Origin of the sequence: Photorhabdus sp. RM323S, from assembly GCF_042879375.1 — a bacterium.
GTDB lineage: Bacteria > Pseudomonadota > Gammaproteobacteria > Enterobacterales > Enterobacteriaceae > Photorhabdus > Photorhabdus tasmaniensis.
Genome location: NZ_JBHFKZ010000061.1, coordinates 1 through 24,462, shown reverse-complemented (window position 1 = coordinate 24,462; position 24,462 = coordinate 1). Strand labels below are relative to the sequence as shown.

General features: G+C 49.0%; 15 protein-coding genes. 14 read left to right on the top strand and 1 reads right to left on the bottom strand.

Annotation, left to right across the window (positions count from 1 at the left end; all coding sequences use genetic code 11):
- The first annotated feature begins 60 nt into the window (after positions 1–60).
- Complete coding sequence (locus ACGF7G_RS19225; protein WP_387467628.1) at positions 61–3,192, top strand: amino acid adenylation domain-containing protein; 3,132 nt, start codon at positions 61–63, stop codon at positions 3,190–3,192.
- A 362-nt stretch (positions 3,193–3,554) separates the two neighbouring features.
- Here ACGF7G_RS19225 and ACGF7G_RS19220 read toward each other — a convergent pair whose 3' ends face one another.
- Positions 3,555–4,613: an Rpn family recombination-promoting nuclease/putative transposase gene (locus ACGF7G_RS19220; protein WP_387467627.1), complete on the bottom strand. Its 1,059-nt coding sequence runs from the start codon at positions 4,611–4,613 to the stop codon at positions 3,555–3,557.
- A 1,041-nt stretch (positions 4,614–5,654) separates the two neighbouring features.
- Between ACGF7G_RS19220 and tssB the strand changes: the two genes are divergently transcribed.
- The 13 genes from tssB to ACGF7G_RS19155 form a co-directional block, all read left to right on the top strand.
- Entirely contained in the window at positions 5,655–6,152 is a 498-nt protein-coding gene (gene tssB, locus ACGF7G_RS19215) for a type VI secretion system contractile sheath small subunit (RefSeq protein ID WP_166295749.1), read from the top strand.
- Between the two features lie 31 nt (positions 6,153–6,183).
- Positions 6,184–7,716 carry a type VI secretion system contractile sheath large subunit gene (gene tssC, locus ACGF7G_RS19210; protein ID WP_387467625.1) on the top strand — a complete coding sequence of 511 codons (1,533 nt, stop codon included), beginning with the start codon at positions 6,184–6,186 and terminating at the stop codon, positions 7,714–7,716.
- Positions 7,717–7,720: 4 nt separating this feature from the next.
- On the top strand, positions 7,721–9,067 hold the full coding sequence (gene tssK / locus ACGF7G_RS19205; RefSeq protein WP_387467623.1) for a type VI secretion system baseplate subunit TssK: 1,347 nt from the start codon (positions 7,721–7,723) through the stop codon (positions 9,065–9,067).
- Positions 9,064–9,726, top strand: coding sequence for a type VI secretion system protein TssL, short form (gene tssL / locus ACGF7G_RS19200; RefSeq protein WP_387467621.1), 663 nt, complete (start codon positions 9,064–9,066; stop codon positions 9,724–9,726). Before tssK ends, tssL begins: the two co-directional genes overlap by 4 nt.
- Positions 9,723–11,414 (top strand): OmpA family protein, encoded by a 1,692-nt coding sequence (locus ACGF7G_RS19195; protein ID WP_387467620.1) that lies wholly within the window; start codon positions 9,723–9,725, stop codon positions 11,412–11,414. Before tssL ends, ACGF7G_RS19195 begins: the two co-directional genes overlap by 4 nt.
- 52 nt (positions 11,415–11,466) lie before the next feature.
- On the top strand, positions 11,467–11,958 hold the full coding sequence (locus tag ACGF7G_RS19190; protein ID WP_387467618.1) for an Hcp family type VI secretion system effector: 492 nt from the start codon (positions 11,467–11,469) through the stop codon (positions 11,956–11,958).
- Positions 11,959–12,139: 181 nt separating this feature from the next.
- On the top strand, positions 12,140–14,809 hold the full coding sequence (gene tssH, locus ACGF7G_RS19185) for a type VI secretion system ATPase TssH (RefSeq protein WP_387467616.1): 2,670 nt from the start codon (positions 12,140–12,142) through the stop codon (positions 14,807–14,809).
- Positions 14,806–17,334, top strand: coding sequence for a type VI secretion system Vgr family protein (locus ACGF7G_RS19180; protein ID WP_387467614.1), 2,529 nt, complete (start codon positions 14,806–14,808; stop codon positions 17,332–17,334). The genes tssH and ACGF7G_RS19180 overlap by 4 nt, the downstream gene beginning before the upstream one ends.
- 3 nt (positions 17,335–17,337) lie before the next feature.
- Positions 17,338–18,972 carry an esterase/lipase family protein gene (locus ACGF7G_RS19175; RefSeq protein ID WP_387467612.1) on the top strand — a complete coding sequence of 545 codons (1,635 nt, stop codon included), beginning with the start codon at positions 17,338–17,340 and terminating at the stop codon, positions 18,970–18,972.
- A gap of 97 nt (positions 18,973–19,069) precedes the next feature.
- Complete coding sequence (locus ACGF7G_RS19170) at positions 19,070–20,074, top strand: T6SS immunity protein Tli4 family protein (RefSeq protein ID WP_387467611.1); 1,005 nt, start codon at positions 19,070–19,072, stop codon at positions 20,072–20,074.
- Between the two features lie 604 nt (positions 20,075–20,678).
- Positions 20,679–20,897, top strand: a complete 219-nt coding sequence (locus ACGF7G_RS19165; RefSeq protein ID WP_387467609.1) for a hypothetical protein — start codon at positions 20,679–20,681, stop codon at positions 20,895–20,897.
- Positions 20,898–21,110: 213 nt separating this feature from the next.
- Complete coding sequence (locus ACGF7G_RS19160; RefSeq protein ID WP_387467607.1) at positions 21,111–22,238, top strand: hypothetical protein; 1,128 nt, start codon at positions 21,111–21,113, stop codon at positions 22,236–22,238.
- A partial coding sequence (locus tag ACGF7G_RS19155; protein ID WP_387467605.1) for an ImcF-related family protein occupies positions 22,235–24,462 on the top strand: 2,228 nt, incomplete at its 3' end. The genes ACGF7G_RS19160 and ACGF7G_RS19155, both read left to right, overlap by 4 nt.

The window sequence follows — 24,462 nt, the reverse complement described above, 5'->3', positions numbered from 1 at the left end:
TTTAGCTTGTTAATTAATTAGGTTCTGTTCTTTCTCACAATCGAAAATTGAGGAAATATCATGGATACCGCACTGACACCATTACAACGCGCGTACCTGCTAGGACGAAGTGAATTGTTACCACTGGGTGGTGTTGCCATGCATGATTTCAGGGAATTCAGAGGTCATATCGAGTTTTCTGTTATTCAGTCCCGGCTCACCAGATTAGTACAGCAATATGATGCGTTACGTACCCATATAGATGAAAGTTCATTGGTTCAACATGTCTCCGATGCCATTATCCTGAATCTTGATGAAATTGATTTCACGGCTATCCCGCGTTCAGCGGCTTATCAAAAGATAGATGAGATGAGGCAGGCGTATTCTCATAAGATCCACGATCTTTCTCGTTCTCCCTGGCATATTTGGGCTATTAAATTGGCAGAGTCAGAAGATGAGGATAATGACCTTTTTACGACCGTGGTGTTCGTGAGCTTTGATGCACTGATTTTGGATGGCAGCGCTATCTCTCTCATCTTGTTTAAATTGTTTGAAGAGGATGAGAATCAGCAGAAAAGAGCCAGGCCAACGGGAAATATCGCTCATTTGCTTCAACCGCCTTCGGTCTCGAAAAAGCAAAGTGATACTGAATATTGGTCAGAAAAGCTAAAAGAATATCCCGGCCCACCGGCATTGCCTTGGAAGAGACCACCAGAATCGATTAAATCCTCTCGCTACAGAAGAGAGAAGGTCACCGTTCCCAGCGCGACGTTGAATCATTTGTCTAAAATCGCTTCATCTTATGGCCTGTTTCAAAATACGATTTTATCCACCATTATTCTGGAGATAATGTCATTTTGGACCCAAGATAGTCGGTTATGTATCGGTATTCCGGTTGCTATGCCCACCCAGAAAATGCAGTTTAGTAATGAATCTTCATTTGTCGCTGTTTGTTTTAAAAGAGACCAGACGCCATTTTTAGAAAGAGCAACCGCTTTTCAAAATGATATTTTTGCCTCTTTGGAACATCTGGATTTTTCCGGCGTTGATATTAACCGGCTGATATTCAATCAACATCAGACAGGTTTAGCGCTACCTGTTGTGTTAACGAATGGTTTGTCATGGAAAACATTGCCTGCATCTGGTGATGTCTCTTTTTATGATGGATTAACGCAGACACCGCAAGTTGCAATGGATATTCGTTTGTCCCTGGATCAGGACAAAAATCTGGTGTTATCCATTGATTATGCAGAAAAAGCGCTGGAAAAAAATATCGTGCAGGATATTTTACAAACCATCACCCAGGCAATCGCGCTGATCTGTTGTCAGGAAAAACTCGCTGTGGATTTTTCTGAGGTGATTGATTATCACCATTACAAAGATAACGGTAATGACAGTGATTTTATCTGTTCAAATTTCCTGGCTCGTATTGCGGATAACCTATTGACGGGAAAATTAAAAAAATCCGCTATTATCTGTGGGGAGCAGCAGATTACATATTCTGAGTTGGGGGCGTGTGTTCAAAATATAGTGAATAACCTGAATCGCTGTGGGATGCGTAAAGGCAGTGTAGTCGCGATTTGTTTGCCCCGTAGTCCTGAGCATGTGATGGTGACAATCACCTGTGCGCTTTTGGGGATTATTTGGGTGCCTATTGATGTGAATTCTCCCTCTGAACGTCTGGATTATCTGCTAACCAATTGCCATTCTGATCTCATTGTGAATACCGGACAGTTTAATCGTGATAAAGCCATCACATTGGAAACACTGCTCACCTCAGTTTCTGAAAACGTTTTACTCCCTTTAGAGACTTTATCATCACTGAGTCATAGCATTGAACCGGCTTATTATCTGTATACTTCCGGAACAACGGGTAAACCCAAATGTGTGGTGCTCAATAACAAAGCAACATCTAATGTTATTGGGCAAACCCTGAATAAATGGGAAGTTAAACAGGATGATGTGTTTATTTCCGTTACGCCATTACACCATGATATGTCGGTTTTTGACCTTTTTGCATCACTGACTGTTGGCGCAACACTGGTTATCCCTGAACCCCATGCAGAGAAAGATGCTATCCATTGGAATTGGCTGGTTTCGAAGCACAAAGTTTCTATTTGGTGCTCAGTGCCTGCGATTTTAGAAATGTTAATTGCGTGCCAAAAGGGGGATTCTCTCTCTTCCCTCAGACTAATAGCGCAGGGCGGTGATTATATTAAGCCTGCTCTCATCAAGGAAATTAGAACAACTTATCCTGATACCCGATTGTTTTCTTTGGGAGGGCCGACTGAAACGACGATTTGGAGTATATGGCATGAAATTACGTCGGCGGATGTCAGCCTTATTCCGTATGGTAAACCCCTGCCTGCGACTCAATATTTTATCTGTAATGATATCAATGAACATTGCCCGGCGTTTGTGACTGGCCGGATTTATACTACAGGAGTCAATCTTGCCTTAGGTTATCTGGAAGAGGGTCTTGTTGTGCAAAAAGATTTTGTCACGATCACCTCGCCTACAGGTGAACAATTAAGAGCATTCAGAACAGGGGATCAGGGCTATTACCGAAAAGATGGCACCATCATTTTTGCCAGCAGAGTAAATGGTTATATCAAAATTCGGGGGATTAGGGTCTCTCTGCCTGATATTGAAAGTGAATTATGTAAGCACCCACAAATCAATAATATTGTCGTCGTTGATTATCCAAATGAGCAGAATGGCGATGCAACATTAGGCGCTATGTATACGACGCTAAATGGTCAGGAAATTCCCGCCTCAGAATTGCGGGATTATTCTCACAGGCTTTTACCCGTTTCTCATATACCAACGCGTTTTGCTCATATTCAGGTGTTTCCTTTGTCTGCAAACGGTAAAACGGATCGACATCAAATCAGGGCGTTTTTTACGCAACCGAAGTTGGATAATTTGGCTGATAAGAAGTCTGTTATACCGGAGAGCCAAAGAGTCAATAACAGCGCAGAGGATGAACATTACCAATCGATCCTCGGCATTTATTTGCATACCATTGGTGCGCAGCCGTTAACTGGTTTGAATGAAGATTCTGAATTTTTAGCGCTGGGATTAAGGCCCTCTCATCTTAAAGAAATCGCTCGGCGTCTCACTGAAAGGTTTGATGTTATTCTGACGCCTCAGCTTTTAGTTAAATGCAGAAATGCCCGGCAGGTTTCCTCTTTGCTTTCACAAAGCATTTAACCTGTTTTTGTTAAAGAACCGGGGTCAAACTCCGGTTCAGATTGCTGACTTTTCAAATTATGATTTATTAACCTCAGCTCTGCTTAAGAACAGAGATTTCAGAAGCACGTAGATTCAGACTCGGTCTTATCGCTTGGAATGTAAATGTGCCGCTTCTATGCGTTTCGTGCATTGACTCAAGCATTTTTATGCCGATAACGTATCAATAGTAAGTTTGTCAGACATTTATTCAAGCTCAGTCCGGTGATTTTCATCACCGTTTCACGGTCGATACTTATACTTCGGTGACTGTTCTGACAGTCACCGTAAGATCCTCTTTTAACATGAACCATTGAATACTGATTAAGAACTCTCAGCACGAGTTAGTGGCGTATTTGCTCAAGTTCGTTCTGGCTCAACCCAGTTGTTTTCATTATCGTTTCACGGTCGATACCCATGTCGATCATCGCCCACGCGACTTTCAGGATCCCCTGCTTTTCGCCTTTATGCAATCCTTCTTGGAGTCCTTCTTGGAGTCCTTCTTGGAGTCCTTCCTGACGCCCTTCCTGCCGCCCTTCCTGCCGTCCTTCCTGCCGTCCTTCCTGCCGCCCTTCCTGCCGCCCTTCCTGCCGTCCTTCCTGCCGCCCTTCCTGCCGCCCTTCAATAAACCCTTTCTGGCGCCCCTTCTGCTCCAGTTTCTGCGCTATTGTCATCAGTACCTCCTCATACCTCGGGGACTGTTCTGCCAGTCGCCGGATAAAACCCTCTGGATCGGCGGTATCTCCCGCCTGTAATAAGTAGTTTAGCACGCTTTTTAGCTGTTCATCCGTATAGTAATCATACGCCAGTAGTATGACCAACTCTTGCAACAGCTCCGCCATATCTCGCTGCCGGATATGCTTTTGCACCATTTCCAGTAGCGCGACCCGTTTATGCGTCAGGATTTCATCATCCGAAATTACCGTCACATCTACCAGCGGGAATGGACCGGAATAGATTTCCTCCGCCAGAGCCGGATCATCGAAGCAGTCGAGCCAATGGGTACTCCAGGGATACGGCTGGATTTTCCCGTGATAAAACAACACCGGAATGACCAGCGGCAATTTTTCATGTCCCTGCTCCAGATGCCGTTGCATGGCTGAAATACTGTAGCGCATTAATCGAAATGCCATCATCTTATCCGGGGAACTCTGGTGTTCGATCACGCAATACACGTAACCGTCGCCCCGCGTCGTTTTCAATGAATACAGAATGTCGGAATAATGCGCCCGCAGATTGTCTTCAATAAACGACCCGGATTCCAACCGCAGTGTATCCAGATCACAAACGGCCCGTAATGTCGCGGGCAAATGTATCTCCAGAAAGTCTCTGGCCGTATCAATATGACCTAAAAACTGTTTAAAAACAGCGTCATGTAGCATTGGTGTGTTTTTTTTCTTCATCAGCGAATGGTAGCATATTTTCTTTTATATTGAAGGAATATTAAGCAAAAAACCAAGCGGACTGAGATGTCTTGCATTTTCTTTGACGAAAACGTTGATCGTATCTCAGAGACTTTCATTTCCTTCTTAAGCGAAGTTCAGGTTTATTATGATTATGTATCCAACTCTGGATGAATGCTATTTTAATTATCGGCGTTCAGCGGTGTTTTATAACACCTACCGTTGGCTTAAATTGGTCGGCGTCTCTGGGGCATAAGTATAAAATGGAATAATCAGAAAATGAATCATCGTATCCATTATCAATAATCGCATTTTCCTGTACTTCGGCTCCCCATTTCAGAAATACCCTATTCAATAACTTTCATACCATCAAAAAAAGCAAAAAAATATGCCATCTTTATCACGCAGGATAAGGCCTTTTAGATTTTATCCTTATTATCCTATAAAAGATATAACTAACCGGTGTGTTATTCCATAATATAACCGATATGACATGGCTTAATTGAATGTATTCTCATTCGCATAGGTTTATTGATAATCATTCTCTTTTTCACCCATCAAATCAAGCATGGTTTATTTATTATTTAGTTAATTGAAAAATAGTATAAATTTAAAAAATATAACCAATCTGTATTGTGCTGAATTACCCAGATAATAACAAAATAGATAAGCCTCTATCATTTTATAAAAATAAATACAATATTTTTTTAAATAAATGCCAATTCGTTTAGGTTGTGTTTATATTTTATGTTTTTTTTATACTGTAGGTTGGTGTTTATGACCGACTTGTCTTGCACAAAAAATGCTATAGGATAAAAAATGTCTTGATTTTAGATAAAACTGTTTAGAAAATCGACCTGGTTAGGAAATGATCTGCTCGGTAAGTGTGTTTATTTATTGCGGCAGATCTTGTCGGTGTTCTCTTATTTACTGCTCGGTTAACTGCCTGCTCTGAAATATCTGAATCCGTTTTTTGTTCCTGAAACTTATCGGGCATGACTCTCATGTCGGGCGTTATTTTTTATTGCTGAGGAGCCGATTATGGCCCAGAGTTTTCAAAACGAAGTTCCCAAATCGCGTATTAATATCAAATTAGATTTACACACCGGTGGTGCGCAGAAAAAAGTTGAGTTGCCGCTGAAATTATTGGTGATGGGCGATTACAGTAATGGGCAAGAACAGCGTCCACTCTCGGAAAGAGAGAAAGTTTCTATTAACAAAAACAATTTTGACAGCGTGATGGCTGAATTCAGTCCCGCGCTTAACCTGACGGTTCAAAATACCCTGGCTGAAAATGGCAGCGAAGAAAATATCGCACTCACTTTCCAGCAAATAAAGGATTTCGATCCTGAGCAAGTGGCCCGCCAAATTCCCCAACTGCGGGCGTTACTTTCTATGCGTAATTTATTGCGCGATTTGAGATCCAACCTGCTTGACAACGCCACCTTTCGCCGGGAGCTGGAGCACATTCTCCAGGATGACACGTTGAACGATCAATTGCGGGCTGAACTGGCTGCGTTGGCACCGAAAGCCATCTGATGATGACGGTATTTTAGTCAGGAGAAATGTTATGACTGTACAAGAACAAGCCGCTTCTGCTGCGGCAACCACAACCTACGCCGAAGGCGGTGTTTATCAATCATTGTTTGAAAAAATCCATTTACAGCCGGTAGAACGACTGAGTGATATCGAACGCTTTCAGTGCAGCGATGCGCTGGCTGATGTCACGGTGGATGAACGGGTGACCGCAGCGGTCAGCGTTTTTCTCAATCTATTGAAAGCCTCAGCGCGAAAAGTCGAGCGGCTGGATAAAGCCTTGTTAGATAACCACATCTGCGAACTGGACCACCAAATCAGCCATCAGTTAGATGTGGTGATGCATCATCCGGCATTCCAGCAAGTTGAATCCGCCTGGCGTGGCCTGAAATTTTTGGTTGACCGGACGGATTTTCGTCAAAACGTCAGCATTGACGTACTGGATGTCACTAAAGACGACTTACGGCAGGATTTTGACGATGCGCCGGAAATTATCCAAAGTGGTTTTTATCACCACACTTACATTCAGGAATACGATACGCCGGGCGGGGAACCTATCGGCTCGGTGATTGCCAATTACGAATTTGATGCCGGCTCGCAGGATATTGCCTTGTTGCGCAATATCGCCAAAGTATCAGCTGCGGCGCATATGCCTTTCATTGGCGCTGTCGGACCGGCCTTTTTCGGTAAAAAAACCATGGAAGAAGTGGCGGCGATTAAAGACATCGGCAGCTACTTTGACCGCGCTGAATACATCAAGTGGCAAGCGTTCCGCGCCAGCGACGATGCCCGCTATATCGGCCTGACGATGCCGCGTGTGTTGGGGCGTCTACCCTACGGTCCGGATACTGTGCCGGTACGTACTTTTAACTATGTCGAAGAAGTCACCGGGCCGGATCACAATAAATATTTGTGGACCAACGCCGCGTTTGCTTTTGCCGCCAATCTGGTCAGGAGCTTTGTCAGCAATGGCTGGTGTGTGCAGATCCGCGGACCGAAGGCGGGGGGAGCGGTCACGGATTTACCGATCCATCTCTACGATCTGGGGACCGGTAATCAGGTCAAAATTCCGTCAGAAGTGATGATCCCGGAAACCCGCGAGTTTGAATTTGCCAATTTGGGTTTTATTCCGCTCTCGTACTACAAAAACCGTGATTATGCCTGCTTCTTTTCGGCCAACTCGGCGCAAAAACCGGCGTTGTACGACACGAATGAAGCCACGGCCAACAGCCGTATCAATGCGCGCTTGCCCTATATCTTTCTGCTGTCACGGATTTCCCACTATTTGAAGTTAATTCAGCGGGAGAACATCGGCACCACTAAGGACAGACGTCTGCTCGAAATTGAATTGAACAACTGGATCAACATGCTGGTCACTGAGATGACCGATCCGTCAGACGATGTGCAGGCGTCTCATCCTCTGCGTGAAGCGCAGGTCATTGTTGAAGATATTGACGACAACCCCGGTTTCTTCCGGGTCCGGTTGTACGCAGTGCCCCATTTTCAGGTGGAAGGGCTCGACGTCAATCTATCTCTGGTTTCCCAGATGCCGAAAGCCAAGGGGTAACAACATGAAAATTGATCGTCCGCTATGGGTGACGGGGACCATCTTGTCGCCCCAACAGTTTCAGCAACAGGCCCGCTGGGAGGCGTATACCCATGAATGCGTTGCCCGACTTGGGGGGCTTCATCCTTGGGGCGTGCTGACCGCCGCGTTTGACAAAGCGATGCTGGCGTTGGGGCAGTTGAAAGCCGATCACCTGTGTGTGCGCTTTGCTGATGGATCGCTGATTGATACCGATCAGGCGGATCACTTACCCCCGGTGCTGGAACTGGCGACGATGCTGTCGGCAGAGACGCGACAGGCCACGGTCTTGCTGGCGTTGCCGCACATGTATGCCAATGGCGGTAATTGCCTTAAACCGGATGAACAGGCTGACCGCCCGGTGCGTTACCGGCAAGAGTGGGTGCCGGTACAGGATGAATTCAGTGACCGCAGTGAATCCATGGCGGTGGCCCGTTATGCCGTCTCGCTGCGCTTTGACGGGATGGAAAACAGCCAGTATCTCACCTGTCCCGTTGCCCGTTTGGTGCGTGACACGCAGGGAAACTGGGCCTTTGATACGCAGTTTGTGCCGCCGTTACTGCGGCTGAGTGCGCATGCCGGGCTGATGGGCCAGCTCGATCGGTTGCTGACGCAGTTGCGGGCCAAACAGGCCCGGTTGATGGGAATGCGCCGTGAAAGTAACGAGCGGATGGCGGATTTTGCCGTCGCGGATGTGTCGCTGTTCTGGTTACTGAATGCACTGAACAGCTATGAGCCGGTACTGAGTGATTTTCAGGCGCACGGGGAGGTGCACCCGGCGTTGTTTTATCGTGAGGCGGTCAGGCTGGCGGGCAGTTTGCTGACGTTTTCCCTGGACCATGACGCTGGGGGTATTCCGCGTTATCAGCACGATAACCTGACGGCGGTGTTACCGCCGCTGTTTGACTTGCTGATTAAGTTACTGGAAATCAGCTTGCCATCGAGGATGGTGGCCATTGAGCTGACAAAATCGGCACAGCAATGGACAGGGACGCTCCATGATGCCCGCTTGCGTGAAGCGGCGGATTTTTACCTTTCCGTCCGTTCCTCCGTCCCCGCACATCAGTTGCAAACCCAGTTTCCGCTGTTGTGTAAAGCCGGGGCACCGGATGAGGTTAACCAGATGATTAACCGGGCGTTGACCGGGATCCCGCTGGTGGCTATGCATCACGTTCCGGCTGCCGTCCCATTGCGCCTAGAGAACCAGTATTTTGCCCTTGACCTGACCCATCAGGCGGCGAAAGCCATGCTGGAGGCGGGAACCTGTGCTTTCTATATGCCCGATGTCTTGGGCGATATTCAGCTTGAACTGTTTGCGGTATTGAGAACATGAATCAATCACACTTATTCACTAAAAAATCGCCACCAGATATTGATGCCCTGTTGCAGAACAGCTATCTGCTGGTGGTAGAACTGTGCCGAGGCGTGCAGGTGAAGCAGGGCGATGTGGTATGGCAACACTGTACCAACGAGATAGCGCGGACCCGGCAGACGTTGTATGACGCGGGTGTCAGCGAATCTGCTGTTGAACACATCAGCTATGCCCAGTGCGCCTTGCTTGATGAAACCGTACTGACACGGGCACCGGACGAGGGCTATGCAGCCTGGCGCTCCACGTCGTTACAGGCCCATTTCTTTGGCACCGCAGAAGCAGGCTACCGGTTATATGAGCGGATACGTACGGTTCTGGATGAATCGGCTCCCGATCAGACGGTCCTGACCTGTTTTCACCGGGTGTTGCTGCTGGGGTTCCAGGGGCGGTGTCAGGAAGATACCGCATTGATACGTGAACAACTGATAACCCGCTTAAATCAACAGGCCGTCCCTTTCGGCACGCTTTCGTCATCGTCTGTGCTGGCCGGAGCCTTACCGTCCTGTGCCTGGCTGCGCGCCATTGGCGGTTCGTTGCTCATGACAATAATCGTACTGGCCGGTGTCTGGTGGGGATTTGGCCGGTATTTGGCAACGTTGTTTCCGGGGTTGGGGCAATGAGTGTCATGTTGAAACGGATGCTCTGGGGCTGGGGGAGCGGATTGGCACTGCTGCTTTGTCTGGTCTGGTTGCCTTTATCACGGGCAGGCCAGTGGGTGGGCGTGGTCATTATCCTGCTTTTCACACTGGCAGGACTGTTTTATACCGGACTCTTCCGCAAGCGGAAATACCTCGATAGCTTGTCGGCAGTGCTGCCACCGGAAAGCGATCGTCGCCCGGTGGTGCTGGTATGCAGTCACGTTCAGGACAGTCTGTTTGGTGAAGAACTGCTGCGTCAGACGCCACAGGGCTACTGGTTGTACTTATCGCCGGGCACTTCCCTGTCTGATGGGGTGACGAGCCTGCTGGCTGCCCGGCCCTCTTGGGGCGAACAATTGAGCGTGATGGCGGCGATAACCCCGCAGCAATACCGTGATGCGGCGGTGCTGGCTGGTTGGATGCGGGAATTGCGCTGGCAACTTTCTCAGGTGCGTCAGCGACAGGGGATCCGATTACCGTTACTGCTGGCGGGCTACTTAGCCAATGCATCCCAATCCCCTAATTCACCGTGGTTTGAGTGGCTGGCGGGATGGTCCACCGTGACGGTCTGGCGTGAAGGCGCCTCTTTTCAACCGCTGGCAGATTGGCTGACACAAGGCGCAGTCGCGGAACAGACCGCCCGTTTTCAGTATGGGGTTGAGCTGACCAGCTGGGCTGACTGGATGAAAACATATGTATTACCGGTTTGCCTGACTCCGGAAGACGGCCTGCCGCCTTGTCCGCCACAGGCGATGGTCCTGACCTTTGTCCCGGCATTACCTCACTGGTTAACCGGCCATCTCTGGCAACAGTGGTTGCAGACCAAAACCGCGCTGAACAGGGCCGGTGACCCGGTAAGTTCACCGGATACGGGTACGCCTGTCCTGCCTTTCCCTGACCACATATTGCGCCTGTTACCCATGAGTAAGGTATCGATACCAGTGCAACGGGCATTGGGCAGGGCGTTGGGCCTGTTCCTGCTGGCAGGGATAACCGCGTTGGGTTGTTCGGCCTGGCATAACCGCCAGTTATTACGTCAGGTGGAGAGTGACTTACTGAACGACCAATCTATCGCTATGACTGATGAGAGCGGCAAAGCGCAAGCGATGGCGGTCCTAAAGGACGATTCCGCCCGGCTTGAGGGATATTACCACGACGGCGTGCCGTGGCGTCTGGGATTGGGGTTATATCAGGGGGAACGATTACGTCTGCGGTTGCAGGCGGTGATTGCCGGTTACCACCCTGAACATCGGGAAAAAACGCCGGTGACGCCCGCGGTACCCCAGACAATCAGTCTGAATAGCCTGGCTCTGTTTGATGTGGGGCAGGCGAAACTGAAAGCCGGTTCGACCAAAGTGTTAGTCAATGCGCTGATAAACATCCGCGCCAAACCGGGCTGGATGATCCTCATCACCGGCCATACCGATTCCACCGGTGATGCCGCGAAAAATCAGGCGTTATCACTGGCGCGGGCTGAAGCGGTACGCGATTGGCTATTACAAAGCAGCGATATGTCACCGGCTTGCTTCGCCGTACAGGGCGAAGGAGCAACGCAGCCCATCGCTGCCAACACCACCGCTGCGGGGCGTGCTGCCAACCGCAGGGTTGAAATTCATCTAATACCTGTTGCGGTCGCTTGCCAGCGACCGCAACAGGTGCCCGTTTTTTAACCCGTGTTGCCAATGTAGGTGACATGATATCAACAACAATAGGAGTAATATTATGGCGATCCCCGCTTATTTATGGTTGAAAGATGACGGCGGTGCCGACATCAAAGGCTCTGTCGATGTTCAGGGCCGGGAAGGCAGTATCGAAATTGTGGCGTTGGAACATGCATTGCATATCCCGACGGACAACAACACCGGTAAGCTGACCGGTACCCGTGTTCATGCACCACTGGTGTTCACCAAAGAAGTCGATGCGTCAACCCCGTATTTGTATAAAGCGGTCACCTCTGGTCAAACCCTGAAATCGGCTGAAATCAAGTGGTACCAAATTGATGACGCTGGTCAGGAGAAAGTCTATTTCATCACCAAACTGGACAACGTGAAGGTGGTGAAAGTGGCACCGTTGATGCATGACATCAAAGATCCTGCCAAAGAGAAACACAACCATCTGGAACATATTGAGTTCCGCTACGAAAAAATCACCTGGACTTATCAGGACGGCAACATCATTCACTCCGATTCCTGGAGTGAACGTTCGACCGCGTAACGTGAAGGGCGGACGGGGTTAACCCGTCTGTCATTTTTTCCTTTTTTTACATGATAGCGGGTGCCATAGGCCCCGCTATGGAAACCCTTAACAACAAAATCATGACCTTATGGGCTTCGGTATACAGCTATGGGCGGTAGCGTACCCGAAGCGACAGAGGAACAGGATGGAGAAAACTGTCATGGAAAATCAGTCAGCCATTTTACTTCGCCGGTTAAATCCCTATTGCGTACAGGCGCTGGATGCGGCGGCTGTACTTTGCCGGACACGGGCACAGGGTGAAATTACTGTGGAGCATTGGTTGCTCAAGCTGCTTGAAATTGGGGAAGGCGATATTACCGTCATTGCTCGGCATTATCAGTGGGATATGAACACGTTGTGGCAGGCACTCCTGGCTGCCTTGGATCGCCTGCCACACAACATCAATCATCAACGCCCGCTGTTGTCAGACCGTCTGGGGCGTTTATTACAGGTCGCCTGGGAAGTGGCTTCTCAGGACGCGGGCAATGAATTTATTCGCTCGGTGCATCTTTTGCAGGCTCTACGCGGTCAGCCGGACTGGTTACATACTTATGATGCCTGTCCGTTACTGAACTTGAGCGTGACACAACTGCAACGTCTGCGCCCGTTGTTGGATCTCCACTCAGATGAACGCCCGGAGAGACAGGTTACAGCGCGTTTGACCGAGGTAGGATCGGCTGTTGACTCGGCGGAGACCGATGCAGATAACCCCGTGCTCAATCCTCACGCATTATCATCGGCTTTGCAAAGCGTGTTGGACAAATTCACGCTGGATATCACTGCCCGCGCGGCTAAAGGTGGCATTGATCCAGTCTTTGGTCGTGACAATGAAATCCGCCAGATGATCGACATCTTATCGCGTCGGCGTAAAAACAACCCGATTCTGGTAGGAGAGCCGGGCGTGGGGAAAACCGCGTTGGTGGAAGGGTTGGCATTGCGCATTGCAGAAGGCAATGTCCCCGATAGCCTGAAAACCGTCAGTATCAGAGGGCTGGATCTGGGCTTGTTGCAGGCGGGAGCAGGGGTGAAAGGCGAATTCGAGCAACGACTGAAAAACGTGATTGAGGCCGTACAACAGTCACCGATCCCCATTGTGCTGTTTATTGATGAAGCTCACTCGCTGATTGGGACGGGTAATCAGGCAGGCGGCACCGATGCGGCTAACCTGTTAAAACCTGCTTTGGCACGGGGCGAGTTACGCACAATTGCCGCCACCACCTGGTCGGAATACAAGCAATATTTTGAACGGGATGCGGCATTGGCGCGCCGTTTCCAGCCGGTGAAAGTTGATGAACCGGACGATGAGACGGCTTGCCTAATGCTGCGCGGATTAAAAACGCGTTATGCCCGTCATCATGGCATACATATTCAGGAGGCTGCGGTCAAAGCTGCTGTCACCTTATCTCGCCGTTACCTGACCGGGTGCCAGCTTCCGGATAAAGCGGTGGATCTGCTCGATACCGCCGGGGCGCGGGTGCGGATGAGCCTGGACACCGTACCGGAGGCGTTGACGCAACTCCAGGCTCAATTGACCGCACTTGGGATAGAGCAACAGTCGATACGGGAAGATAGGGCGTTGGGGCATGTTCATCACGCTGACCGTCTGGCGCAGATTGACGTGCTGCGCAATGAACTGCATCGGCAACAGCAACAGCGGGAAGAACAGTATCAACAGGAAAAACAGCTCACTCAGCAGTTACTGGCGATCCGTCAGGACATCAGCAGGCAGGATGAACTGTCCGCATTACAACAGCGACTGGCGACCTTGCAACAGGGGCAGCCGTTGTTATCGCCGGATGTGGATGTGCGTACCGTGGCAACAGTGATTGCTGACTGGACGGGTGTCCCGTTAAGTAGCGTATTGAAAGACGAACAAACCGGCCTGCTGCATTTGGAACAGCATTTGGGGGAACGGGTGATTGGTCAGGCTGCGGCGTTGCGGGAAATTGCCCAACGTTTACGTGCGGCCAACACCGGTCTGACACCGGAGCAAGGGCCATTAGGGGTTTTCCTGTTGGTTGGGCCGAGTGGGGTAGGGAAAACCGAAACCGCGCTGGCATTAGCGGGTAGTTTATTTGGCGGGGCGCGTTCACTGATCACCATCAACCTGTCGGAATATCAGGAACCGCACACGGTTTCCCAACTAAAAGGTTCACCACCGGGTTATGTCGGATATGGTCAGGGCGGGATACTGACAGAAGCGGTTCGTAAACGTCCTTACAGCGTGCTGCTGCTGGATGAAGTAGAAAAAGCCCACCGGGACGTGCTTAACCTGTTCTATCAAGTATTTGATCGCGGTTTTATGCGTGATGGTGAAGGGCGCGAGATCGATTTTCGCCATACCGTAATTGTGATGACATCTAATCTGGGCAGTGATCAATTGATGGCGCTATTGGCGCAACAACCTGACGCTCCGAATACTGTGTTGCATGAGCTGTTACATCCTGTGCTGCGGGATCACTTCCAGCCCGCCTTGCTGGCCCGCTTTCAAACGGTGATTTACCGCCCGTTACCGGCTGAGGCCCTCAGGCGTATTGTCAACATCAAACTCGGGCAGGTGACCCGGCGACTCAATACCCATTATGGCCTGACCTGCGTTGTGGAAAATGGCCTCTGCGACACCCTGACGAGTGCTTGTCTGTTGCCGGACAGTGGTGCCCGCAATATTGACAGTTTGCTCAACCAGCAAATCTTGCCGGTGTTATCACAGGCGCTGCTGGAGCGTTTGGCCCATCACCCTAAACCGACTGGGGTGATATTGGGCACCGATGAAACCGGTGATATCACCCTGACATTCACTGAAACAGAGAAAACGGAGAGCCCGTCATGAACAACACAACCCCGGCGATCATCTTTGATCACAGCCGCTACAAACTGAAAGTGTGGAAAAATACCGCGCCACTGGATGTGGTGGCGTTTAGCGGGCAGGAATTCTTAAGCTGGCCTTTTCGTTACGCCATTGAATTCACCAGCCCGGTGAAGGATATCAAACCGGCGCAGATGCTGATGCGGGACGCCGCGTTTACCCTGACATCGCCTGCGATTAATCCGGGAATGCGAGGCATGCCGGTGATACCGCCGGCACCGTTGCGCACAATCTACGGCGTGATCAGTGGATTTAAACTGTTGTCCACCTCGCGGGATGAAAGCCATTACGAAGTGACCCTAGAGCCGCGACTGGCCCTATTGTCACGAAGCCACCAATTCGCGATTTATCAAAAGATGTCGGTACCGGAAATTGTGGAAAAAATCCTGCGTGAACGTCACGGTTTTCGTGGTCAGGATTTCTTATTCACCCTGGCGTACCCCTGCCCGAAGCGGGATCAGGTGATGCAATACGGCGAAGACGACTTACATTTTGTGCAACGCCTGCTAGCGGAAGTGGGGATCTGGTACAAACTGACGGCGGACGACCGGCTGAAAATTGATGTGGTGGAGTTTTACGACGATCAGCGTTACTACCAGTTGAATGTCTATATGCCGGCCCGCAATCCGTCAGGGATGCACGGCGGGGAGGAAGACGCGGTGTGGGGCATGGAAACGGCGCATCAGGTGGTGGAAGGGAAAGTGGTGACCCGGGATTATGACTACCGTGACGCACTGCCGCAATACGGGATGGATGCCGCGGTGGATGTGACGCGGGGCGATGAGACCCTGTATGGCGAAGCGTACCATTATCTGGATAACAACTACCGGGTGTTAGGCAACCGTTACGACCTGGATCCAGAAGTGGAAAGCGCGGTGTTCTACTCGCGGCTGCAACATGAACGCTACCTGAATCGACAGACTCAACTGCGGGGGTTAACGACATCCGCGACGCTGTTGCCGGGCCAGGAGTTGAAAGTCAGGGGGGAGGCCCCGGAAGCGTTCTGTAAAGGGGCGGTGATAACGGGTATCAGTAGCAGTGCGCGCCGGGATCGCAGTTTTGAAATGGCGTTCACCGCTATTCCCTACGCGGAAAACATCTGTTTTCGGCCTGAATTAATCCCCAAACCGCGGATAGCGGGCACCTTGCCCGCCAGGGTGAGCAGCACCGTTGTGAACGACCGGTACGGGGATATTGATAAAGACGGGTTGTACCGGGTGGCGTTTGATTTTGACCGGGCGGAATGGCTGAAAGGGGGAGAAAGCCTGTGGGTGCGCTTGGCTCGCCCTTACGCGGGTGACACCTACGGTTTTCACTGGCCCTTGCTGGACGGTACTGAGGTGGCGATCGCATTTGAAGGGGGCGACCCGGATCGGCCTTATATCGCCCATGCGCTGCACGACTCAAAACACCCTGATCACGTCACCTTATTCAACTACAAACGCAATGTCCTGCGCACCCCGGCGAATAACAAATTGCGGATGGATGACGAACGCGGTCGGGAGCACATCAAACTGAGTACCGAATACGGCGGTAAGAGTCAGCTCAACCTGGGGTATCTGGTGGACAGTCAGCAACCACACCCGGATAAACGGGGAGAAGGTTTTGAGTTGCGGACAGACGACTGGGGCGCGATCCGGGCCGGTAAGGGGATGTTTATCAGTGCGGATAAACAAGCCAGCGCGGGGGGAGACGTGTTGGCAATGCAGGAAGCAATCGGTCAGTTACAACAGGCGCAGGCGTTAACCGAAGCATTACGGGGTGCGGCTGAAATCGCCAAAGCTGAATTAGCGGATTTGCAGCAACAGAAGGCGTTATTGAGTGACACGTTAACGGAACTGAGAAAATCGGCGCTGTTACTTTCCGCCCCTGAGGGTATTGCTCAGACGACGGCGAAAAGTCTCCAATTTTCTGCGGGGGACAATGTAATTGCTACCAGTGGGAAAAATACCGATTTCAGCGTGTTGAAAAAATTCACGGTGGCTGCCGGCGGAATGATCAGCCTGTTTGCCGAAAAGCTGGGGATCAAACTGTTTGCCAGCCGAGGTCGGGTAGATATTCAGGCGCAGGGTGATGCGATGGGATTGGCGGCATTGAAAGACATCACGGTGAGCAGTCATGAAGGCAAAGTGCTCATCAGTGCCAAAGAGGAGATTTTGCTGGCCTGTGGCGGGGGATATATCCGTATTGGCAACGGGCAGGTGGAAAGTGGGGCACCCAATAACATTATCCAGCGGGCGGCGGTGTGGCAAAAATTCGGGGGGCAAAGTGTCAGTCAGTCTGTACAGCAATGGCAGACGGCTAATTATGCCGTGATACCGAAGGCCGCGAGTGCCAGTGACACTACGCCGTTAGCCAATCAGAATATATTGCTACAGTCAGATGATGCGGGAAATCGTTCATTATCCACCGCTCAGGATGGCAAAAGCCCTCTGCAAAAGCAGGCGGGTGTGGAAATAAGCCAATTGAAAATAAAAGATGAGGAGTAAATGATGAGCGAGTCCACTGAAAATGAAATTTATATTCATCCTGAATATGATGAATACGGCTTTCCGTATTACAACGTGCCCAATGCCAGAATTGAAGAAAACCTGGTGGCGACCTGTCTGAAATATGCGACTAAAGTGATCCCGGTGATTTTTTTGCCGGGGGTAATGGGGAGTAACTTAAAATCGACAGAGAATAAGTCAGTCTGGCGGTTAAATGCGATGTATAGCCCAGAGGTTTTACTTTGGGCGTTAAGGGGGGCTTCTTACAGAAAAGATACATTAGATCCCGGTAACACCGTGGTTGATGGCTCCGGGGATATTACGTCTGACCACACCAAAAAGAATAAATTCCCCAGTTGCCAGCAACGGGGATGGGGAGAAGTGGCACATATGAGTTATGGGGATTTTTTACCCTGGCTCCAGGATGTGCTGGATGATGAGCGTCAGGTATTTGAATATTATATGGAAGGTCAGGGGAGGAAAACGCTCCGGCAGCAAATGGTCGGTATGGATCTGAGTGCTGAGTTAGGTGAAGAGCCGCTGACCCAGGAAGAGGTTGAACACAGTTATCGCTTTATATACCCGGTGCATGTGATGGGCTATAACTGGCTGCAATCCAATGTGGATTCTGCGAAAAGGTTGGCGAAATATGTTGATGAGGTTTTGGCCTTCTATGGTAAACGTTGTGCAACTAAGCAGGTTATTTTAGTCACTCACTCAATGGGCGGGCTGGTTGCCCGCCATTATTCAGAAAAACTGAATGGCCGGGATAAAATTTTAGGCATTGTGCACGGCGTGATGCCGAATACCGGTGCCCCGACAACTTATAAGAGGATGAAAACCGGTGAAGATGGTATGACCGGGCTGGTTGTCGGCAGTAATGGGGCAGAGATGACGGCCGTGATGGCCCAGTCGCCCGGACCTCTACAACTGTTGCCGGGAAAGGCGTATGGTAAAGGCTGGTTACATATCGCCGATGGTAAAATCACGCATAAACTACCGGAGTCAGACCCTTATAAGGAAATCTATCTGGAAAAGGATCGCTGGTGGGGATTATGTGAAACCCGGTTTTTAAATCCGGATAAAGAAGATAAATGGAAGGATAAAAAAAGTTGGGAGAATTATACGACCATTATAGAGAAAAAAGTTAGGCCATTTATTGAGGAATTAAGTGGCAATTATCATCCTAATACCTATGCCTTTTATGGTGCCAGTGAGAAACATCTATCGTATGGAATTATCTCCTGGTTAAAGGGGCATCGTCATTATTCTAGTTATAGCTATGATAATCTTTTAGAAAAGCAGGAGGATTTTTCCGGCATGACATTTAATCAGCCGCTATATGATCCGGCTAATCAGGAAACTGGTGCAACACGTACGGCGCGTTTTTTTGTTGGGCCTTCCTCATGGGATTATAAAGAAAAATATTTTGTACTGGCATCACCAAATGAGAAAGGGGATGGAACAGTGCCGGTACAGTCTGGTCGTATTGAAGCCAGACATTTACGTAGCCTGCTGGCAACAGAGGTGGATCATGAAGGGGCGTATAAAGAGGATAATGAAACTAAAGATAGTAAAGCCCGGTTATTTACCTTGCGTGCAATTGTGAAGATGGTTCAGGGGGTAAAAATTGAATAAGAAGAATGCCTTATTTATTTTGTTGGTTACCTATATTCTGTGGTGGTATTTCCCTACCCCTTATCATCACCCTATTTTAACTGAGAAGGAAAAGCAAATGACGACCGAACTGTTAGCGAATATGCAAACCCGTTGTGTTGGGCGTTATCTGATTGATATCCCTGAGGTATTTGGCAATATCCTCCATAAGGGGATAGTGATTGGTGATGCTAAAATAGAAACCAAGCGTTTATATTTGCCTGCATTTGAACAGCGGATACAATTAAGGGAGCAGGAATTAAAGATGGCTAAAACTGTCGATCCGAAGGATATGCCCTTTTTGAAAAAAATCTATCGCCTTGAAGGAAATCTAAAAGGTGTGATTTTCGATAGAAATGAAAATATTGATGAACCTGGTTTTGGGAGAGTACTGGAGGCGCATTTATATAATAATGGTGTCGCATTTAAAATTGTAATGGAAATGTTGGATCTGTCTGATGCTAAATATGCTGATGATAGGGAAGACTTTATCAAAGCACAGGTTCGTGAAAGTGAATTGAATACCACAGTTAGAACTATGGTGGAAATGAAGGAGTTATTGTCCAGGATCAGCGGCAGAAAGGAGACAGAAATCCCCACAGTGGCAGGAACTTGTATCCCTGACGGATTTATTGCTGGCAGTCGTAATGAGAAAGAAAGAATAACCTTTGTCTATCAGGGAAATGAAAGTGACCACTTTAATTTCAGTATTGAGATATTGAATTATCTTAAAGAGAAAGACAATATGTTGGATCGTCTTGTGGGAATGGAAGGCACGTTATTAGCCATGCGTGTCAAGACCATAAGGAAAGGGAAGCGTGAAATTAACGGTACTCATACGGAGGAAATTTTAGCGTCAGGTTCGGAAGGAATGTTATCAGAGCCTGAAATAAAGCTCCCCCAATATATGTTTAATTTAATTGCCAATGAAACATTAGGCGATTATAAAAACCCCTTTGTTAATATTGAGTTGAAGAATGACCGAGAGTCGCCAACACCGTACAGTGAAAATGAACTGGTGGCATTTTGGGATGCGGTAACAAAGACCTTTCGCAAAAGACCGGGCGCTTTCGGAACGCGATAAAAATACGGGTTAAATTGACTCCCTTAATAGGGATGTAAGGGTGAAAAATCAGGACAATATAATAAAAATCAAACCATTTTTATATTCAATTTTCAGCGTTATTCAGACGGTGAAAATTAAATAAAAAAAGAGATTATTGGTTTTATTAGCTGTTGTGGTTTCTCTCTTTGTGAGAAACCGGGGATTTTAAAAATAACCCACTAATGAGGGGAACAATATGATTCGACTTGACTATTGGGATGCGGCCTTATTCGCTTCTGTTTTCTTGTTATATTACATTTGGCCGGTAATTATGGTTCTTGGTGTGTTGGTTATTTGTCGGATAATTAAATGCATTAAGCAAAAGAAATACATGCGTGCACTACTCTGGATTTTTGTTGCGTTGTTAATGAGTGGCTCTCTTATTTTTATAATGATATGGTCAAATTTATATGGGTAAAATGATGGAAATAAATACGTATTTTAGGTTCAGTCTTGAATATAGTTCAGACGGTGAAAATTGAACAACAATAGATTACTTACTTTGTTGGCTATCTTGGCTACTCTCTTGTTTTGGTGAGAAGCAGGATTTTTCTAAAAATAATTAACTTATGAGCGGAATAGTATGTTTGAATTTGGGTTTTGGGGTACAATATTATTTTATTTTGTTTTTGCTCTATATTATGCTTGGCCTATTACTGTGATTTTTGATGCATTTTTCATTTATTTGGTGATTAAATTCATCAAGCAGAAAAAATATATATTTGCACTGTTGTTAACTCCTGTTGCAGTATTGGTGAGTGGTTTTCTTGTTTTTATTTTTATTACATGGATGCAAGGGTGAGAATTAATGGAGGAATATCTGGAGATAAAAATTATCTCCAGATATCAACTGTTTATTACGGGGTTATTATGATGATAATAGAGAGGATATCATGGTATTTGATATTATTTGTTTGGGTAATGCAATTAATCCGGGTATTTATTCCATTGTGATGCACAATGGATATTGCCCTGTTTCAAGTTCCATTCTTCATGAAAATATGAGGTCATTATTATGAGCTGGCCTATTCCTGAAATACCTGAACTCAAAGCAGTAGCGCCTTTGCGTTATCGGTTATGGTTTATCATTCTGCTGTTAATATTGGTTGCTGGTACACTCGTTTATGCATTTCTAAAAGACACGACCGATTTTGTTCACGCTGCGATTTATAGCAGCTTACCGTCCTTCCTGGTATGGCTGATGTTATTCGGCGCAGCGCTGAACCGCTATGAGCAATATTGTGCGGCAGCGTACGCTTGGGAAGAGGCCAGTGTTGAAACCCGTTTCCAGTGGCAGCAATGGAGCAGAAAGCAACTGGCTGTGGTCGGCAACCTGATCCTGACGCCTGAACAGCAAGGTATGGCATCGCTGTTAGGTGATTCGAAAGATATTCCTGCCGTTCCTCATAGAGGACGGGCGCTGTTTTGTTCGTCGAAAAATAACCGGCAATTATTGGATGAAATTGATCGTGAGCTTGAGAAACAGTGTCCGAATTATCGGGATTTTTTACACCGGATTTATGTTGCTTCTGCTTCTTCCGACGACTGGCTTTCCTATCAATCTTCGGTATACCAACAGTGGGATTTGCTCCCCATTCAGGCAGAAAACAGGGATGAGATCGATAAATTATACAAAGAGGCGGCTTTCGAAGGGTTGATAATGGTTCTTGCATGCCAACGCTGGCCACCTAGCAGTGATAAAAAAGCATACAGCGAATTTGTGTCTGCTCAGTTACTTTCATCGACGGAATTTGCCACCCAGAAAAAACTCAATGTCTTTGCCGGTATGGGGCGGCCTTTACCTTCGTTACCGGGGGAAATAACAAAAGATCTGCCTATATTGTTTGAGTATAACCGTATTGATAAAACGCGTATGCGACACCTTTGGGTAACGGGTGTCCCCAATAATGTGCTGACTGAGCTAGCGATTCTCAGTTATGAGCATTCACTCAGTTTCTCCCCAGAAAATCCGATCCATTTAATCGATCACACGTTTGGGCCGCCAGGGCCGCTATCCGTGTTTTTGGCATCAGCCATGCTGACTGAGGCAATTGGCCTGACAAATAGCGACCATATCGTTATCAATCAGTTACCTGAGGGTAATGCAATCCTCTATTTAATGACTAAGGAATTACACCAATGAAAGTGAATAATGGTGATCACCATTATGGCTATTGGGGATATGTTTTTATTACCCTTAGCTGTGCCGGGACATGTTTTCTGCTGATTTATTTTAATCAAGCATTGCTGGCGGAAAATGGCCTGCTTAAACCAGCGTGGTATGCCTGTGCCACGATTTTCCCGGCCATATTAATCGGCTTATTCGGAAATGCTGGCTGGTGGTATATCCGGCAGAATAAAACACAACAAAAACTCAGACCTGAAAATGAAGGGGCAAAAGCTTTCCTCAGTCAGTCTGCTTTGATACGCAATGATTTAGGCGATCGCCTGCATCGTCGTTACGGGATGTTTTGGGGGTATAAAGTCCGTATCTTGTTGTTGGTGGGCGAACCTGAACAGGTGGAAGCCATCGCGCCGGGGCTGACAACCCAACACTGGCTGGAAGGCCATCGTACGCTCCTGCTGTGGGGCGGCAGTTTACAAACTGAACCCGATGCCGCGCAACTGGTAGCCTTGCGTCGCTTGCGCCGTTTCCGTCCGCTCAACGGCATCGTCTGGGCCCTGACCGAACAACAAAGCGCCCAGCCGGTCTGGATGGATAAAGCCCTGCGGATGTTGCAGAAACAGGCCCAACAATTGCACTGGCAGGCTCCCATCTATTTGTGGCAGGTGTGTCACAGTCTCTGGTCACAGGCAGGGCGGGTGATGCAGGCGGTGGGGTGCTTTTTACCTGAACGCTGTACACCCGAGATGGTGGAGACCCAACTGCAACAGTTGATTGACCCGATGCGCAAGCAGGGGATGCAGCAAGTCCTGGCAGAGAACGCCCATGATTTCCTTTATCGTCTGTCATCCACTCTGGAGAAACAGGGGATTGCCCACTGGCGTAAGGTGTTGACACCGTGGTTAGCGGAGTACAGTGAGATGGTGTTGCTGCGCGGGTTGATGTTCAGTTTGCCGCTGGAGCCGAACCGGGACGCGGGACCGCAGAACTGGCTACCCGATTTTGCCTGGCAGGGGGTGTTGACTGACAGTCTGCACTGGCACGGCCGACGGTTCGGGTGGATCCAGAAGCGCAATGTCTGTCGTGGCCTGATGGTACTGGCGTTATTGTGGGGGGCTGGCAGTGTGCTCTCCCTTTTCACCAACCGGGACCAGATAAAGGTCGTGCAGGCGGCAGTGACCGACCTGAAAACCCGCCCGGAAGCGTCTGACGCTCAATTGCTGGCGTTCAAGACCCTGCGTGATGAACTGGGCCGGGTGCAGCACCGGGCCGAATACGGCGCGCCCTGGTATCAGCGTTTCGGCCTGAATCAAAATCAGCCGCTATTAACGGCGGTACTGCCGTACTACACCCAGGTGAATAACCGGCTGATACGGGATAAGGCGGCGGCGATACTGCACCAAAAACTGAGTGCGCTGGTGGACCTGCCCCCGGGCAGCCCGCAACGAGCCCGGCGGGCGAAAGCCGCGCACGACCAGCTCAAAGCCTATCTGATGATGGCGTACCCGGCGAAAGCCGACGCCGCGTTTTTAACCCGCGTCCTCAATGAAAACGAGCCGGAACGGGCCGGTATTGCCCCCGGTGTCTGGCTGAGTGCCGCATCAAGTTTATGGCATTTTTATGCAGAAAATCTGCCGGCTCATCCTGAATGGCGGATTACGCCGGACACGGCATTAATCAGTCAGGTACGGCGGATATTGCTGGCGCAGATGAGCCGGCACAATGCAGAAGCCACGCTCTACCAGCAGATGCTGCAATCGGTGGCGAAGGATTATGCCGACCTGACCTTAAGGCAAATGACTGGCGACACTGAGGCGGAACGGCTGTTTACCACTACACATGGGGTACCGGGGATGTTTACCCGTCAGGCGTGGGAAGGGCAGATACAGAAAGCGATTGATAACGCGGTGGCTTCACGTAAGGAAGAAATTGACTGGGTGCTGAGTGATAACCGTCAGGCCGTCCCGGCAGCCGTCTCACCGGCAGAGCTGAAAGCCCGCCTGACCACGCGTTACTTTACCGATTTTGCCGGGGCCTGGCAGGATTTTCTCAACAGCCTGCGCTGGAACAAAGCGCGTAATCTGACCGAGGTGACAGACCAGTTAACCCTGATGGCGGATGGGCGTCAGTCCCCGCTGATAGCGTTAATGAACACCGTGGCGTATCAGGGGCAGACCGGCCAGCAAGGCCCGGCATCATTGGTGAAATCCGCTAAGGCGTTGCTGAATAAAACGGCGGTGCC

Bases quoted from the DNA above. Each gene is read 5' to 3' on its own strand.
- ACGF7G_RS19225 (WP_387467628.1), top strand. From the start codon at position 61: ATGGATACCGCACTGACACCATTACAACGCGCGTACCTGCTAGGACGA.
- ACGF7G_RS19220 (WP_387467627.1), bottom strand. From the start codon at position 4,613: ATGAAGAAAAAAAACACACCAATGCTACATGACGCTGTTTTTAAACAG.
- tssB (WP_166295749.1), top strand. From the start codon at position 5,655: ATGGCCCAGAGTTTTCAAAACGAAGTTCCCAAATCGCGTATTAATATC.
- tssC (WP_387467625.1), top strand. From the start codon at position 6,184: ATGACTGTACAAGAACAAGCCGCTTCTGCTGCGGCAACCACAACCTAC.
- tssK (WP_387467623.1), top strand. From the start codon at position 7,721: ATGAAAATTGATCGTCCGCTATGGGTGACGGGGACCATCTTGTCGCCC.
- tssL (WP_387467621.1), top strand. From the start codon at position 9,064: ATGAATCAATCACACTTATTCACTAAAAAATCGCCACCAGATATTGAT.
- ACGF7G_RS19195 (WP_387467620.1), top strand. From the start codon at position 9,723: ATGAGTGTCATGTTGAAACGGATGCTCTGGGGCTGGGGGAGCGGATTG.
- ACGF7G_RS19190 (WP_387467618.1), top strand. From the start codon at position 11,467: ATGGCGATCCCCGCTTATTTATGGTTGAAAGATGACGGCGGTGCCGAC.
- tssH (WP_387467616.1), top strand. From the start codon at position 12,140: ATGGAAAATCAGTCAGCCATTTTACTTCGCCGGTTAAATCCCTATTGC.
- ACGF7G_RS19180 (WP_387467614.1), top strand. From the start codon at position 14,806: ATGAACAACACAACCCCGGCGATCATCTTTGATCACAGCCGCTACAAA.
- ACGF7G_RS19175 (WP_387467612.1), top strand. From the start codon at position 17,338: ATGAGCGAGTCCACTGAAAATGAAATTTATATTCATCCTGAATATGAT.
- ACGF7G_RS19170 (WP_387467611.1), top strand. From the start codon at position 19,070: ATGACGACCGAACTGTTAGCGAATATGCAAACCCGTTGTGTTGGGCGT.
- ACGF7G_RS19165 (WP_387467609.1), top strand. From the start codon at position 20,679: ATGTTTGAATTTGGGTTTTGGGGTACAATATTATTTTATTTTGTTTTT.
- ACGF7G_RS19160 (WP_387467607.1), top strand. From the start codon at position 21,111: ATGAGCTGGCCTATTCCTGAAATACCTGAACTCAAAGCAGTAGCGCCT.